We start from the raw sequence: 14,813 nt of genomic DNA, 5'->3' as shown, positions 1-14,813 counted from the left end.
GCACCTATGAAGGGAAACCCATGAGGAATCTGACCAAGATCGGCGGCGCAACGGCCATTGCCGCAGCCCTGACGCTGACGGCCTGCGGCGGTGGAGGAACACCCACCGGACCGGAAACCGCTCAGGGGCAGGGGATAGGCAGCGACCTCGCCAGGCTCATCAGCATCAACGAGAAGCCGGCCGCTGATCTTGAGCCCGGCGGCAAGGTCACCTTGCCGCTCGGCAACATCGGGCCCGACTTCAACGGGTTCTCCAACAACGGCAACAGCGCGGACAACTCCGCCCTGCAGATCCCCATGAACCCGGTGGCCGTGAACAGCGGCGGCATCGGCGGCTGCTGGAAGGTCGACTTCGTCGGCAAGGCCACACCGAACAAGGACTTCTGCGAGTCAGTGGAGAGCAAGGTGGTGGACGGCAAGCAGACCGTCACCATCAAGGTCAACCCGAAGGCCACCTACAACGACGGCACGCCGATCGACGTCAAGGCCTTCAAGAACACCTGGAACATCCTGAAGAGCCCGGATGCCGGGTACGACATCGTGAGCTCCGGAGCCTACGAATTCGTTGAGTCCGTTGAGGCCGGCAGCAGCGACAAGGAAGTCATTGTCACGACCACCCAACCGGTCTACCCGCTGGATGCCCTCTTCTTCGGCCTGATCCACCCTGCTGTGAACACGCCTGAACTCTTCAACGAGGGCTTCAACGGCGAAATGCACCCCGAGTGGATGGCCGGACCGTTCAAGCTGGACCAGTACGACACCGCAGCCAAGACGGTAACGCTGGTTCCCAACGACAAGTGGTGGGGTACCAAGCCGGTCCTGGCAAACGTCGTCTTCCGCCAGCTGGAGACCAGCGCGCAGATCGCCGCTTTCAAGAACGGCGAGATCGACGCCATGTCAGCCAACACCATCTCCCTCTACAAGCAACTGGAGGGTACCAAGGACTCCGAGGTCCGCCGCGGCCAGCGTCTCTTCGCAGGTGGCATGAACATCAACGCCCAGAAGGTCACTGATGTGGCAGTCCGTGAAGCCATCTTCGCGGCAGTTGACCGCGAGGCGCTCCGCAAGGTCCGCTTCAATGGCCTGAACTGGGAAGAGCCCAGCTCCGGTTCCATGATGGTCCTGCCGTTCTCGGACTACTACCAGGACAACTACCCGGTGAAGGAAACCGGCGCAGACGTTGCCAAGAAGGTCCTGACTGACGCCGGCTACTCGCCCAACGCCGCCGGAATCATGGAGAAGGACGGCAAGCCCGCCGCCTTCAAGATCAGCAACTTCGGTGACGACCCCACCACCCTTGCCTTCACCCAGACCCTGCAGAAGCAGCTCCAGGCCGGCGGCATGGATGTTGGCATTGACCAGCGCGCCTCGGCCGACTTCGGTAAGGTCATCGGCGGCCGCGACTTCGACATGAGCGTCTCCGGCTACACCGTCGGCCCGGATGCCACGGACGCCGTCAAGCAGTACTACGACTCCAAGACCAACGAAAACGGCCTGGGCGACGCCGAGCTGGACAAGAAAATTGCCGATCTTGCATCCATCGAGGACAACGCCGAGCGGAACAAGGCAGCCATGGACGTTGAGAAGGTGCACATGTCCAAGTACTTCTCCATGGGAGTTGTGATGAACGGCCCGCAGATCTCCTTCGTCCGCACCGGCCTGGCCAACTACGGCCCGTCCCTGTTCCAGAGCCTCTCCCAGGTTCCGGACTGGACCAACCTGGGCTGGATCAAGAAGTAGCATTTCCTGACTGAACCCGCGCGATACGGCGGAGGCCGGCACAACCCGCACGCGGGAACTGCCGGCCTTCGTCGTATTGCGATATCTGCGGCGGTAACTTTGCTCTATGACCTGGACTGAACCCGAACGCCGTATCCGCACCGCCGTCGTCGGCTATGGCCTGTCCGGCAGCGTATTCCACGCGCCGCTCATCGCGGCAGATCCCCGCTACTCGCTTGACGTAATCGCCACGTCCGACGCCGCGAGGCAGGCTGCCGCGACCAGTCGGTACCCGGGCACCAAAACAGTGCCCGACGGCGATGCTGTCCTTGCGCTCGCCGGGGACCTTGATCTGGTGGTGCTGGGGACCCCGCCGGCAACTCACTTTCCGTTGGCGAAGGCCGCCCTGGAAGCTGGCCTCGACGTCGTCGTCGATAAGCCTTTCGCTGTCGGCAGTGACGAGGGGCGAGAGCTGGTGGCACTGGCGGAAGGGCTGCGCCGCGTGCTCACCGTTTTCCACAACCGGCGCTGGGACGGCGATTTCCTGACCCTCCGGAACCTTCTCGCCGGCGACGCCTTGGGCGACGTGTCCCGCTTCGAGTCCAGCTTCGAGCGCTGGGCGCCGGTGATTTCCAAGGCCTGGAAAGCCAGCGCCACGGCGGCCGATGGCGGCGGTGTGCTCTTCGACCTCGGCACGCATCTCATCGACCAGGCCCTGCAGCTGTTCGGGCCAGCCATCGTCATCCACGCAGAACTTGGGGTCCGGCGTCCCGACGGGAAGGCCGACGACGACGCGTTCGTGGTCCTCCGGCATGTGTCTGGCGTCCTCAGCCACCTCACCATGAACGTGCTGTGCGCCCAGTCAGGCCCGCGGTTCCGGGTCCTCGGCTCAACCGGCGGCTTCACCAAGCACGGCCTGGACCCGCAGGAGGCGTACATTGGTGCCGGCGGCAGCCCGTTGGACGCGGAATTCGGCGTTGAGGCGCCGGAATGGGCAGGATCCCTGGGCCGCGACGGCCACCTCGATCCGCTGCCCACGGAACGTGGCGCCTACCCGGAGTTCTACCGGCTGCTGGCGGATAAGATCCTCGACGGCGGCGCCTCCTCAGGCCTGCCCCTCCCCGTGGACCCGGCCGACGCAGTGCAGGTGCTGGAGATCATCGAATCGGCCCGGGCAGTTGATTGCGCCGGCTCGTGAAACCTGCGGCTATTGAAATGCTGTGAAGTGAGTCACTAAAGTCTGTTGTTGCGGGCCACACCTCATTGTTGGGCTGGTGTGCCCAAAAGGATCCTGGGCAAACAGCCGTCAGGATCGTGACTACCGACCCTTGCCAGGGGCCGCTTGCTATCGCGGGTTTGCCCAGGCTGGCAGAAATGGAGCAACACCATGCAAAGATTCACCAAGCTTGTGGCGCCTATCGGAGCGATAGCGCTTGCCATTGGCCTGTCGGCCGCCGCGGCTCCTGCGGCGGTTTCGGCGGGCGTGCTGTCGACGCAGACCGGCACACAGGCCTCCACGCAGACCGGGACCCAGACGTACATCGTCCTGTACAAGTCCAATGGGGTTTCCGGTGCATCCCTCAAGGCAGTGCAGGCCGCCGGGGGCATGGTGGTTCAGGCGTATCCGCAGATCGGTGTGGCTATCGTGGAGTCAGGCCGCGGCGGCTTTGATGCGGCCCTGCGAGCCTCAGACTCTTCTGTTCAGGGGGCGTCTTCGACAGCGGGCTTCGCCGTGGCTGTCGAAGACGACAACTCCGGTGCGGCTGTGGCGGCCATTGAGCCCGGCACTCCCGCGCCCGGCAATGACAACCTGGCCGCGCTTCAGTGGGACATGGACCAGATCCAGGCTCCGGAAGCCCGCGCCATCAATGGTGGAAGTTCCTCCGTTGTGGTGGGTGACATCGATACCGGCCTGGACTACACGCACCCGGATCTGGCCCCGAACGTTGACTTCTCCAGGAGCGTTTCCTGCGTTGGCGGCGTCCCGGACCAGGACCCGGCGGCGTGGATGGATAATAACGGTCACGGGACACATACTGCGGGCACCATCGCGGCAGCTAAAAACGGCATAGGAATGGTGGGCGTTGCCCCCAACGTCAAGATCGCTGGAATCAAGGCCGGCAACGATGACGGATTCTTCTTCCCCGAGGCAGTGGTCTGCGCCTTCATGTGGGCGGGATCGAACGGTATCCAGGTCACCAACAACAGTTATTTTGCCGATCCCTGGCTCTTCAACTGCAAAAATGACCCGGGGCAGCGGGCTATTTGGGAAGCCGAGCGCCGGGCCATCAAGTTCGCCCAGCAAAACGGCACCACAGTAGTGGCATCGGCCGGCAACCAGTCAGACGATCTGGCCCATCCCACCCAGGATGTCACCAGCCCGGATGACACCACGCCGGTCACGCGGGACATCACCAACGCCTGCGCCGTGGTTCCGGTGGAAGTTCCCGGTGTGATCGGCGTGAGCGCCAACGGCAACAAGCTGATCAAGTCGTTCTACTCCAGTTACGGTGTCGGCGCCGTTAGTGTGATTGCACCCGGTGGTGACTCGATCCTGCAGCAGACGGCGGCCGCCCCCAACGGACGCGTGCTGTCCGCCTGGCCATCCGCAGCGCCTTGCACCCGTCCGGTGGTGGACTCGGGCGCCAAGTATTGCTACCTGCAGGGGACCTCGATGGCCGGACCCCACGTTGCCGGTGTCGCGGCGCTGGTGGTGAGCACGGGAGTCAGCAACCCTGGCTCCGTGGCTTCGCGGATCAACAACACCGCCGATAAGATGGCCTGCCCGGCGGACATGAGTGTGTACGCCCCGTTCCCGGCCACGGATAATGATGCACCGCAGACCTGCCAGGGCGGTGTGGGCTACAACGGGTTCAACGGTCATGGCCAGGTGAACGCACTGCGCGCGATCGACGGCTGACGCGCAGCCCTTGAGCAACGACTAACGTACGACGACGGGTCCCCGGTTTCGCTCGGAAGCCGGGGACCCGCCGTCGTTCTCGCCTATTTTGATTCGTGACTATGCAGAGACCAGTTCGTGCCAGTCCGCCACGAGGGGCAGGTTGTGTGCCTCGGAGACGGAGTGGTGTGCCACGTGGCCGCCGGCGATGTTGAGGCCGCCGGCGAGGGCCGGGTCGCGGTCGAAGGCGGCGCGGACGCCCAGGTTGGCCAGGGCCACTGCGTAGCGCAGGGTGACGTTGGTCAGCGCGTAGGTGGACGTGTTGGGAACTGCGCCGGGCATATTGGCGACGCAGTAGAAGATCGTGTTGTGGACCTTGTACGTCGGTTCCTGGTGCGTGGTGGGGTGGGTGTCCTCGAAGCAGCCGCCCTGGTCCACGGCGATGTCCACCAGCACGGAGCCGGGCTTCATGCGGGCCACGAGTTCGTTGGTGACGAGCTTGGGGGCCTTGGCGCCGGGGATCAGGACGGAGCCGATCACCAGGTCCGCGTCCACCACTGACTTTTCGATCTCGTACTTGTTGGAGGCCACGGTCTTGAGCCGGCCCTGGTACTGGGCATCGAGTTCGCGGAGGCGGTTGATGTTGATGTCCAGGATGGTGACGTCGGCGCCTAGGCCCAGGGCCATCGCGGCGGCGTTGGTGCCTGCCACGCCGGCGCCAAGCACAACCACCTTCGCCGGGCGGACACCCGGTACGCCGCCCAGCAGGACGCCTTTGCCGCCGGCGGGTGCCATCAGGGACGTGGCGCCTACCTGCACGGAAAGGCGGCCGGCAACCTCGGACATGGGGGCCAGCAACGGCAGCGTGCGGCCTTCCTGCACGGTCTCGTAGGCGATCGCGGTGACGCCGGAGTTAATGAGTTCCTGCGTGAGTTCCGGCTCGGCGGCCAGGTGGAGGTACGTGAAGAGGATCATGCCCTTACGGAAGCGGTGGTACTCGGCTTTGATGGGTTCCTTGACCTTCATGACCATGTCGGCCCGGCCCCAGACGTCATCTGCCTCGGCCACGATTTCGGCGCCGGCGATCGCGTATTCCTCGTCCGTGATCCCTGAGCCCAGGCCGGCGCCGCGCTCCACCAGGACCGTGTGGCCGTGGGTGCGGAACTCGTGAACGCCGGCAGCGGTGATGGCGACGCGGAATTCGTTGTTCTTGATCTCTTTGGGGACACCGATGATCATTTGTGGCTCCATATTCTCAGACCGGTTAGGCCCGAAATTGCGGGGGAAGTTGTGATTCCAGAATAAATCCGGTTGTGACCCAACTGACAGGAAAGCAAGGCCGGCGGCGTCCAGGCTCCGCGTCAGTTCGGGTTTTTTTAGTTTCGCTGCTCGACATATGTACAGCGTGAGAACGTCAGGTGTCGCCTGCTGTTCGTTCGCCGGGATGCTGACTGGAGCAGTAGTGTTACCCCATGCAGCAGGACGTGGAACAACTCGTTGAGCAGGTGGCGCAGAAGCTAGGGCGGGGACTGTCCCTGGAGGACCTTGACGGACTGCTGCTCGCTTACAGCTCCAACCAGTCGCATGCGGACCGGGTCCGGGTGAACTTCCTGTTGAGCAAGCGCGTCCCGGCCGATGTCAGCGCCTGGCAGCTTTCCCACGGCATCGCCACGGCGGTCCGCCCGGTGGTGATTCCCGCCAACCAGGAGCTCGGGATGCTGGGCCGGGTGTGTGTTCCCTTGATGGTGCGCGGATTCCGTGTCGGCTACCTGTGGGTGCAGCAGGACTCGGCAGAGGAAAATCCGACGGCGATCCTCACCCAGTTGCCGGACGTGGCACCGCAGGTGGAGCGGCTCTCCGGCCTGCTGCTGGAGTCCAACACGGCCGAATCCGAGTTCAGGAGGGGCCGCGAACGCGAGTTCCTGGCAGCCTGTTCAGGCGATGCCAACGCGGTGGCTGCCGTGGCGGGGTGGAAGGAAGTCCAGGGCAAGGGGCCGTGGCAGATGGTCACAGTGCTCGACGCCGATGGCTGGGCCGGCGGTCCGGACCCCATCGCCTCCATGCTGATCCACCGGTCGGCGGCGCTGCAGGCGACGGTTGGAGTGGACGTGGCGCTGTTCAGCGCCGGCACGGAAACCCACTCGGTGGTGTTGTTCCGTGAGTCGGTGGGCCGGGCCAACCATGCCCAGGTACTGGTCCACTACCAGCTGGAGTTGGCCAAGCGTTCGGGCCGGCCGGTGCACCGCATCATCCTTGGCATCAGCGAGGGTTTTGCCAAGCCGCGGGAGCTTGCCGAGGCGTACGGGCAGTCCCGGCTGGCGGCGCAGGCGGCAGCCGTGGACCCCCAGCTCGGCGAACTGGTGGACTGCCGTGCCACCGGGGTGTACCAGCTGCTGGCATCGGCGGGTGGGGGAGCCGGCGCCTGGGCTGACTCCGGGTCTGTTTATGTGCGGATGCTGGAGGACCACGACCGCAACGATGAGCTGCTCCCCGTTCTGGAGCTCATCTATGACAACGACGGTTCCGTCCAGGACGTGGCCACCAAACTCCACCTGCACCGCAGCAGCATATACAACCGGCTGGGCCGTATCCGGCAGCTCCTGGGCGTGGACCCGCTGAGGGGGATGTCCCGGCTGGAACTCCATGCGGCACTGAAAATGCGGCGCTGGGCGTCGCGCCCGCGGATCTAACGCGCGGATCCAGCCCACCCCGGATCCAGCCCTGAGCTAGGCCTGCGCTGGCTTCTCCTGCTGATCCAGTTTCTTCTGCCGGTCCAGCCAGGCCATGATGGCCGCGAGCCTGATCCGGCGGTGTGTGCCGCGGTATTCCACAGGAATCTCGCCGCGATCGGTCATGTTGCGCAGGTACGTGTGGGAAATCCCGGCGAGTTCGGCGGCTTGGGATGTGGTGAGCATTTCCTCCACACTGCTCACGGTCACCGCTTCGCCGCGGCTGAACCGGCTGAGGATGTCCACGACGGCGTCCCTCGCCTGGGGCGTCAGCCGGTGGACGGTTCCGTCCACAAAGACCGTGATGTCATTGCCGCCCGTCAGGGCCCGTTGAAGTTTCCCTGCGTCCTCGGGTGGAAGCGCAGCAGTCATTCTCGGAGCTATCAGTGCCATGCCAGAAGCCTAATACGCGCGCTTCCGGGCGGCGGCTGTAAGCTCGCGGGGTGAGGCTCAGTGATGGTAAGGACATTGAATCCGGCGGACTGGCGGGCAGGCTGTACCGCTCCGTGGCGCCAGTAGGCGATGTGGCGCGACCGACGTATGTCCTGCTCCACGGGATCGGCGTTTCCCACCGCTACTTCGCGCGGCTGCACCGGGAGCTGGCGCTCGCAGCTGATGTCTACTCCTTCGATCTCCCAGGGTTTGGCGACGCGCCCAAGCCCCGGCGCCAGGTGCCGGTGGGTGAGTATGCTGCTTTCGTGCGGGCAGCGCTTGCTGAAGCGGGGGTGACGTCATGCGTCGTGATCGGGCATTCCATGGGAACCCAGCATGCCGTCGAACTCGCACTCCAAGAGCCGGAACTCGTGGCCGGCGTAGTTCTGATGGGCCCCGTGGTGGACCCCCGCCGAAAGTCAGTTGCGCGGCAGGCGCTGGCGTTGACCCGCGACGCCATGTTCAGCGAGAGCCCGTCCGCGAATGCCATCGTTTTGGCGGACTACTTCCGGGCCGGCCCGCGCTGGTACTTCACCGAGTTGCCCGTAATGATGCGGTACCCCCTTGAGGCCAGGATCCGCGGAGTCAGCCAGCCGCTGCTGGTGCTTCGCGGCAGCCAAGACCCGGTGGCCGGGCGGGACTGGTGCGAGAGGCTGGCCGCCCAGGCCCACCAGGGCAGCGCGACGGAGATCCCCGGCCATGGCCACGTTTTCCAGCACACTGCCACGGGGCCGGTCGCCGCCGCGATCACCGGGTGGGCCCCTATTCGGCGTCGAGGTCCGTTTCCAGGAGCTTGACCAGCGAATCCAGTGCCGCGTCCGCGCCGTCACCTTCAGCCCGGAGCACCACAACGTCGCCCTTGGCGGCGCCCAGAGTCATCAGCGACAGGATGCTCGAAGCGTCCAGTGCGTCGTCCTCAGGGTCGCCCTGCATGGCGATGGTGACTTCCACTCCAACGTTTCCGGCGGCTTCCGCAAACAGCGCAGCGGGGCGCGCGTGCAGGCCGGAGCGGCTGGCGATGGTGGCGATGCGTTCTGGCATTGTTCCTCCTGGCGAGTGCTTCTTGGTGGTTGGCGGGCTGGCTGTCTGGAGCTGCAGGCGCTTAGAGGCCGAGCTCTTCGAGGACGGGCAGCTTTTCCCGTACCCAGGCCTTGGCTTCGGTGGCGCTGGGCGCGGAGAGGGCCAGTTTGGCCAGCTGCTGCGCCTCTGCCAGCGTGACGGTCTTCAGTACCGCGGCCACAGCGGCCAGGGACCGCGCGGTCATGGACAGCGTGTTGACGCCCAGCCCCGTAAGTACGACGGCGAGGGCCGGGTCAGCGGCCGCCTCACCGCATACGCCCACGGGCTTGTTGTGGCCTTCCGCGCGGGAGCCTTCCACTGTCAATCCCACCAAACGCAGCACGGCCGGCTGCCAGGGCGTGTTGAGGTTGGCCAGGGGGCCCAGCTGGCGGTCGGCCGCCATGGCGTACTGGGTGAGGTCGTTGGTGCCCAGGCTTGCGAAGCCCACCTCGCGCAGGATGGCCTCGGCGGTGAGCGCGGCGGAAGGCACTTCCACCATCACGCCGGGCGTCTTGATGCCGGCGTCGGCGCACATTGAGGCGAAGCGGGCTGCCTCTTCCGCCGTCGAGATCATTGGGGCCATGACCCACACGTCCGCTTCGGACTGCTTCTCGGCCAAGGCGATCGCTTCCAGCTGGCGGTCCAGCACACCTGGTGTGGTGAAGTCCGTGCGGTAGCCGCGGACGCCCAGGGCCGGGTTGGGCTCCGTGGAGTCGGTCAGGAATGGAAGCGGCTTGTCGGCGCCGGCGTCGAGCGTTCGCAGAACCACTTTCTTTCCTGGGAACGCATCAAAAACGCTTTTGTAGGCAGCGGCCTGTTCCTCAACGCTGGGCTCGGAGTCCCGTTCGAGGAAGCAGAATTCGGTGCGGAAAAGGCCTACACCCTGGGCGCCCAGCTTGGCGGCCGCCTCGGCGTCCTTGCCGCCGCCAACGTTGGCGAGCAGCGGCACCAGGTGGCCGTCCGCCGTCGTGCCCGTGCCGCTGAACTCCGCCAGCAGGGAAGCCGTGGCCGCCCATGCTTCCGCTGCGGCACGCAGTGATTCGTCGGGCTCAGCCGTGATGGTGCCGGCCGCGCCGTCCACATAGACGTCTGTGCCGTCCGGGAGTTCGTCCACGCCTACGGCTGCCACCACGGCAGGCAGGCCAAGGGAGCGGGCGATGATGGCGGTGTGGGACTGGGGGCCGCCGCCCGCTGTAACGAGTGCCAGCACTTTGTTCGGGTCCAGGGTGGCGGTGTCCGCCGGTGCCAGGTCTTCGGCGACGAGGATGAATGGCGTGCTGGAGGTAGGGATGCCGGGCGCGGGCACGCCGCGCAGCTCGGCTACGATCCGGGCGCGGACATCCAGGACGTCGGTGGCGCGTTCGGCCATGTAACCGCCCAGGTTGTGAAGCATTTCAGCAACGGAGGAACCGGATTCCCAGATGGCGCGCTCGCTCGAGAGGCCGCGGGCAACGAGCTTGGCCGCACCCTTTATCAGCATGGTGTCCTTGGCCATCAGTGCCGTGGCTTCCAGGACTGCTTTGCCGTCTCCGGATGCGTGGGCGGCCCGGGCCTTCAGTTCGTCGTGGACGGCCTGCGAGGCTGCCTTGAGCGCGGCCGTGGCTTCCTCGGCGGAGGTACCGCCGGCCAGCTGCTCGCCTGCGGGGGGTTCGCTGATCGGTTTGGGCATCTGCCGGATGGTCCCGATGATGCGGCCGGGGCTGACGCCAACTCCTGGGAAGTTCTGCACTGAAGGTCCTCATTCTCTGCCGGTAGCCAGGCCCGCCTAGGTTCTCCCGGCGCCATGCCGGGGCCGCCGCGACCACTATGTGCGAGGGCGGAAACGTGCCTGAAAAAACTATATGTGATTCAGTTCATATAGCAATGCTATAGGTGATAGGGTAGCGGCTATGAGTTTGGATGGCCAGCTTCCCCCCAAAATGCGGCTATTGCATGCAGCCGCCGAGTTGCTTGCAAAATCCGCCGGAGCATCCGTGTCCACCCGCCAGATCACGCAGCTGGCAGGGGTAACGGCGCCCACCCTGTACCACCACTTCGGTGACAAGGAAGGCCTTTTCGACGCCGTTGTCACCGCAGGCTTTGAGGAGTATGTCGCGGGCGAAAGAGATTTCGCCCCGTCCGGAAATCCATTGGAGGATATCCGGAGGATGTGGGACAACCACGTCCAGTTCGGACTTAAGCAGCCGGAACTGTACCTGGTGATGTTCGGCAATCTCCGCCCCGAAAGCCGCCCCGCCATCGTCGCCGATGCCGAGGCGCTGATGGAGGAGTTGCTGAACAAGGCTGCGGCAGCGGGCCAGCTGAATGTCCAGCCACGGGAAGCGGCCAGGTCCATTCTGGCCGCCAACGTGGGGGTGACGCTCATGCTGATTGCGGAGCCCGCCGCCGAACGAAACCTCGAACTGTCCACCATGACCCGGGACGCCATGATCTTTGCGGTGTCCCCGGCACAAGCCGAAGGGGCGGCCACGGAAGACTCCGCAAGGTCCTCCGTGGTGGTGGCAGCGATTGCCCTGAATGCCGCGCTTCAGGCATCGCACTCCGACCAGCTCTCCAGCTCGGAACTCAAACTTTTCCTCGAATGGCTCCACCGGATCTCTACCAGCACGTCGTCGTAAGTATCGAATCCAGCCTGCACAGCCGCAGGAATGACGGTTAGGAAAGCACATGGCCACAGAGACAGTTGTAAAGCCCCGCACCAGCGTGCGGGTCGGCGTCCAGAAGTTCGGGACGTTCCTGTCCGGCATGATTATGCCCAACATTGGCGCGTTCATCGCGTGGGGGCTCATCACAGCCCTCTTTATTGAGAAGGGCTGGATCCCGGTCCCGGCCTTGGGCGGCTTCGGCACCAACGCCGAGGGTGTGGCGAATCTGGGCCTGGTTGGTCCCATGATCAAGTACCTGCTGCCGCTCCTGATCGCCTACACCGGCGGCCGGATGGTCTACGACGTCCGCGGCGGTGTGGTGGGCGCGATCGGCACCATGGGCGTGATCGTCGGCGCCGGCATCCCGATGTTCATCGGTGCCATGATCATGGGCCCCCTGGGCGGCTGGACCATGAAGAAGATCGACTTGCTTTGGGAAGGGAAGATCCGCCCAGGCTTCGAGATGCTGGTGAACAACTTCTCGGCCGGTATCTGGGGCGCACTGCTGGCGATGCTGGGCTTCTACGGCATCTCCCCGCTGGTTCAGGCCTTCAGCACCGGTGCCGGCAACGTGGTCCAGTTCCTGGTCAACAACGGCCTGCTGCCGCTTACCAGCATTTTCATCGAGCCCGCCAAGGTGCTGTTCCTGAACAACGCCATCAACCACGGCGTGCTGACCCCGCTGGGCATCCAGCAGTCGCTGGAGCAGGGCAAGTCCATCCTGTTCCTGCTTGAGGCCAACCCCGGCCCCGGCATGGGCATCCTGCTGGCCTACATGTTCTTCGGGAAGGGCCTTGCAAAGGGTTCGGCCTCCGGCGCAGCGATCATCCACTTCCTCGGCGGTATCCACGAAATCTACTTCCCGTACGTCCTGATGCGCCCGCTGCTGATCCTGGCCGCGATCGCCGGCGGCATGACGGGCATCGCCACCCTGGCCGTCACCGGCTCGGGACTCGTTGCTCCGGCGGCGCCTGGCTCGATCATCGCCGTGCTCGCTCAGACGTCCCGTGACAGCTACGTAGGGGTGATCCTCGCGGTGTTGCTCGCCACCACGGTTTCCTTCCTGGTGGCCTCGGTGATCCTGAAAACCACAAAGCACAGCGACGAGGTGGACCTGGGCGACGCCACATCCAAGATGGAAGCCATGAAGGGCAAAAAGAGCTCCGTCTCATCCATGCTGACCGGCGGCGGCGGCGCTGGTTCAGGGGTGGGCACGGCCGTCCTCGCCGGCCCCATCAAGAACATCGTCTTCGCCTGCGACGCCGGCATGGGCTCCAGTGCCATGGGAGCATCCGTGCTGCGGAACAAGATCAAGGCGGCCGGGTTCCCGGACGTCAAGGTCACCAACGCCGCTATCGCCAACCTCAGCGACACCTACGACGTTGTGATCACCCACCAGGACCTGACCGAGCGCGCGAAGCCCGTCACCTCCAGTGCTGCGCACTTCTCCGTGGATAACTTCATGAACAGCCCGCGGTATGACGAGATTGTGGAGCTGGTCAAGGAGCACAACACCGAAGGCGCAACGCCCGACGCCGGTGCTGCTGCCGGCCACGGGGCCCACGTCGCCAGTGCCCCAGTGGACGCGGTACCGGCCGTTGGCAGCGGTACGGCACCAGTCGCGGCTGCGGAGACTGCGGCGCCGTCGGACATCCTCGTGGCCGACAGCGTCATCCTCAACGGCACCGCCACTTCCCGCGACGCCGCCATCGACGAAGCCGGGCAGCTCCTCCTGGCCCGAGGTGCCGTGGACGAGGGCTACCTCGCGGCCATGCACGAACGCGAGGAATCCGTCTCCACCTACATGGGCAGCTTCCTGGCCATCCCGCACGGCACCAACGCCGCCAAGGACCACATCCTGAAGTCCGCGGTGTCAGTCATCCGCTACCCGGACGGCATCGACTGGGACGGCAAGCAGGTCAAGTTCGTGGTTGGCGTGGCGGGCATCAACAACGAACACCTCCACATCCTTTCCTCCATCGCGAAGGTCTTCACCAACAATGCCCAGGTGGCCCAGCTGGAAGCAGCCACGTCCGCTGAGGAAGTCCTGGAGCTGTTCGGAAAGGTGAACGCATAGTGAAGGCAGTACATTTCGGAGCCGGGAACATCGGCCGCGGCTTTGTGGGGCTGCTGCTGCACCAAGCCGGTTATGAGGTGGTGTTCGCGGATGTCGCGGACGCGCTTATCGACCAGCTGGCGGCCGCAGACAGCTACAACGTCCACGAGGTGGGGGAGAACCCCACCCTCCGGACGGTGGACAACTTCCGCGCGCTGAACTCCGGCACGCAGGAAGCGGAGCTGGTACGGGAAATCGCGACGGCGGACATCGTCACCACCGCCGTGGGGCCACACATCCTGAAGTTCGTGGCGCCCGCCATTACCAAGGGCATCGCGGCGCGGGCTGCCGGGCTGGCGCCGCTGCAGGTCATGGCCTGCGAGAACGCCATCAACGCCACGGACATCCTGCGGGCCGAAGTCGGCGCGCTCTGGGACGACGCCGCCGGCCCCCTGGATTCCCTTGCGGTGTTTGCGAACACCGCCGTGGACCGGATTGTGCCCAACCAGGAGCCGGGGCAGGGCCTGGACGTCACCGTGGAGACGTTCTACGAGTGGGTCATCGACAGGACCGCATTCGGCGATGCTGCGCCGGTGATTCCGGGCGCAACGTTTGTGGACGAGCTCTCGCCCTACATCGAGCGGAAGCTCTTCACCGTGAACACCGGCCACGCCTCCGCCGCGTACTTCGGGTTCGAAGCAGGCCTCGAGAAACTCTCCGACGCCATGGCCGACCAGGACGTGGCAGAGGACGTCCGCGCGGTCCTGGAAGAGACCAAGCAGCTCCTCGTGGCCAAGCACGGCTTCAACAACGACGAGCAGGAAGCCTATGTCCAGAAGATCCTGGCCCGGTTCTCCAACCCGCACCTGCCCGACACCGTGAACCGGGTGGGCCGCGCCCCCATGCGCAAGCTCAGCCGGCACGAACGGTTCATCGGCCCCGCGGCTGAACTGGCCGAACGCGGGATCGTGCCCGAGGCGCTCCTGGGTGCCATCGCCGCGGCACTGCGCTTCAGCGACCCCGCTGACGCCGAGGCTACCGAGATCGCGCAGATCCTTGGGTCCTCATCGGCGCAAGACGCCACGGCCAGGATCACCGGGCTGGCCCCGGAGCACCCCCTGTTCGCAGCCGTGTCCACGCTGGTGGAAGAACGCCAGGCGGAAGAGGCCAAGGCACCCGCCTAAACCCTCTCTCACTTCCTGCGGGTTTTTCGGAAACCCTCTCGCAATCACGACGCCGGCACTCACCTGAGTGCCAGCGTCGTGCATTACCTGT

The 14,813-nt window shown here is 65.2% G+C and carries 12 protein-coding genes; 8 read left to right on the top strand and 4 right to left on the bottom strand.

Translation table 11 applies throughout. The features are described from left to right. Positions 1-20 precede the first annotated feature (20 nt). From ACQCSV_RS00425 to ACQCSV_RS00415, 3 genes are all read left to right on the top strand, one after another. Complete coding sequence (locus ACQCSV_RS00425; protein ID WP_426938990.1) at positions 21-1,739, top strand: ABC transporter family substrate-binding protein; 1,719 nt, start codon at positions 21-23, stop codon at positions 1,737-1,739. A gap of 106 nt (positions 1,740-1,845) precedes the next feature. Continuing rightward, positions 1,846-2,916, top strand: a complete 1,071-nt coding sequence (locus ACQCSV_RS00420) for a Gfo/Idh/MocA family protein (RefSeq protein WP_426938989.1) — start codon at positions 1,846-1,848, stop codon at positions 2,914-2,916. Between the two features lie 189 nt (positions 2,917-3,105). Then, positions 3,106-4,638: a S8 family serine peptidase gene (locus ACQCSV_RS00415; RefSeq protein WP_354158401.1), complete on the top strand. Its 1,533-nt coding sequence runs from the start codon at positions 3,106-3,108 to the stop codon at positions 4,636-4,638. 99 nt (positions 4,639-4,737) lie between these two features. Here the strand turns inward: ACQCSV_RS00415 and ald are convergent, their stop codons facing one another. Next, positions 4,738-5,856 carry an alanine dehydrogenase gene (gene ald / locus ACQCSV_RS00410; protein WP_354158400.1) on the bottom strand — a complete coding sequence of 373 codons (1,119 nt, stop codon included), beginning with the start codon at positions 5,854-5,856 and terminating at the stop codon, positions 4,738-4,740. 233 nt (positions 5,857-6,089) lie between these two features. Between ald and ACQCSV_RS00405 the strand changes: the two genes are divergently transcribed. Further along, a complete protein-coding gene (locus ACQCSV_RS00405; RefSeq protein ID WP_354158398.1) occupies positions 6,090-7,307 on the top strand; it encodes a helix-turn-helix domain-containing protein in 1,218 nt (405 codons plus the stop codon). A gap of 36 nt (positions 7,308-7,343) precedes the next feature. On the opposite strand, the gene ACQCSV_RS00400 is transcribed toward ACQCSV_RS00405, so the two are convergent. After that, entirely contained in the window at positions 7,344-7,739 is a 396-nt protein-coding gene (locus ACQCSV_RS00400; protein ID WP_354165197.1) for a helix-turn-helix domain-containing protein, read from the bottom strand. 50 nt (positions 7,740-7,789) lie between these two features. On the opposite strand from ACQCSV_RS00400, the gene ACQCSV_RS00395 reads away from it, so the two are divergent. Continuing rightward, a complete protein-coding gene (locus ACQCSV_RS00395; RefSeq protein WP_354158397.1) occupies positions 7,790-8,575 on the top strand; it encodes an alpha/beta hydrolase in 786 nt (261 codons plus the stop codon). Here ACQCSV_RS00395 and ACQCSV_RS00390 read toward each other — a convergent pair. Then, entirely contained in the window at positions 8,541-8,819 is a 279-nt protein-coding gene (locus tag ACQCSV_RS00390) for an HPr family phosphocarrier protein (protein WP_354158396.1), read from the bottom strand. The genes ACQCSV_RS00395 and ACQCSV_RS00390 overlap by 35 nt on opposite strands. Before the next feature lie 61 nt (positions 8,820-8,880). Continuing rightward, positions 8,881-10,566, bottom strand: a complete 1,686-nt coding sequence (gene ptsP, locus ACQCSV_RS00385; RefSeq protein WP_282330263.1) for a phosphoenolpyruvate--protein phosphotransferase — start codon at positions 10,564-10,566, stop codon at positions 8,881-8,883. A 160-nt stretch (positions 10,567-10,726) separates the two neighbouring features. Here ptsP and ACQCSV_RS00380 point away from each other — a divergent pair, with 160 nt between their 5' ends. From ACQCSV_RS00380 to ACQCSV_RS00370, 3 genes are read left to right on the top strand one after another with little or no spacing between them, the layout of a single operon-like run. Continuing rightward, positions 10,727-11,455 (top strand): TetR/AcrR family transcriptional regulator, encoded by a 729-nt coding sequence (locus ACQCSV_RS00380; protein ID WP_354158393.1) that lies wholly within the window; start codon positions 10,727-10,729, stop codon positions 11,453-11,455. 49 nt (positions 11,456-11,504) lie between these two features. After that, on the top strand, positions 11,505-13,559 hold the full coding sequence (locus tag ACQCSV_RS00375) for a PTS mannitol transporter subunit IICBA (protein ID WP_426938988.1): 2,055 nt from the start codon (positions 11,505-11,507) through the stop codon (positions 13,557-13,559). Then, on the top strand, positions 13,559-14,722 hold the full coding sequence (locus tag ACQCSV_RS00370; protein ID WP_354155690.1) for a mannitol-1-phosphate 5-dehydrogenase: 1,164 nt from the start codon (positions 13,559-13,561) through the stop codon (positions 14,720-14,722). Before ACQCSV_RS00375 ends, ACQCSV_RS00370 begins: the two co-directional genes overlap by 1 nt. The last annotated feature ends 91 nt before the right edge of the window (positions 14,723-14,813 follow it).

It is taken from the genome of Pseudarthrobacter sp. S3 (assembly GCF_050156905.1).
In the GTDB taxonomy this organism is placed as follows: domain Bacteria; phylum Actinomycetota; class Actinomycetes; order Actinomycetales; family Micrococcaceae; genus Arthrobacter.
Note: the sequence above shows the minus strand (reverse complement) of the source record. Positions and strands in the feature narration are given on the sequence as shown.

Coding starts and splice junctions, on each gene's coding strand:
- ACQCSV_RS00420 (WP_426938989.1), top strand. CDS start 1,846: ATGACCTGGACTGAACCCGAACGCCGTATCCGCACCGCCGTCGTCGGC.
- ACQCSV_RS00390 (WP_354158396.1), bottom strand. CDS start 8,819: ATGCCAGAACGCATCGCCACCATCGCCAGCCGCTCCGGCCTGCACGCG.
- ACQCSV_RS00405 (WP_354158398.1), top strand. CDS start 6,090: ATGCAGCAGGACGTGGAACAACTCGTTGAGCAGGTGGCGCAGAAGCTA.
- ACQCSV_RS00380 (WP_354158393.1), top strand. CDS start 10,727: ATGAGTTTGGATGGCCAGCTTCCCCCCAAAATGCGGCTATTGCATGCA.
- ACQCSV_RS00375 (WP_426938988.1), top strand. CDS start 11,505: ATGGCCACAGAGACAGTTGTAAAGCCCCGCACCAGCGTGCGGGTCGGC.
- ACQCSV_RS00415 (WP_354158401.1), top strand. CDS start 3,106: ATGCAAAGATTCACCAAGCTTGTGGCGCCTATCGGAGCGATAGCGCTT.
- ACQCSV_RS00425 (WP_426938990.1), top strand. CDS start 21: ATGAGGAATCTGACCAAGATCGGCGGCGCAACGGCCATTGCCGCAGCC.
- ACQCSV_RS00400 (WP_354165197.1), bottom strand. CDS start 7,739: ATGGCACTGATAGCTCCGAGAATGACTGCTGCGCTTCCACCCGAGGAC.
- ald (WP_354158400.1), bottom strand. CDS start 5,856: ATGATCATCGGTGTCCCCAAAGAGATCAAGAACAACGAATTCCGCGTC.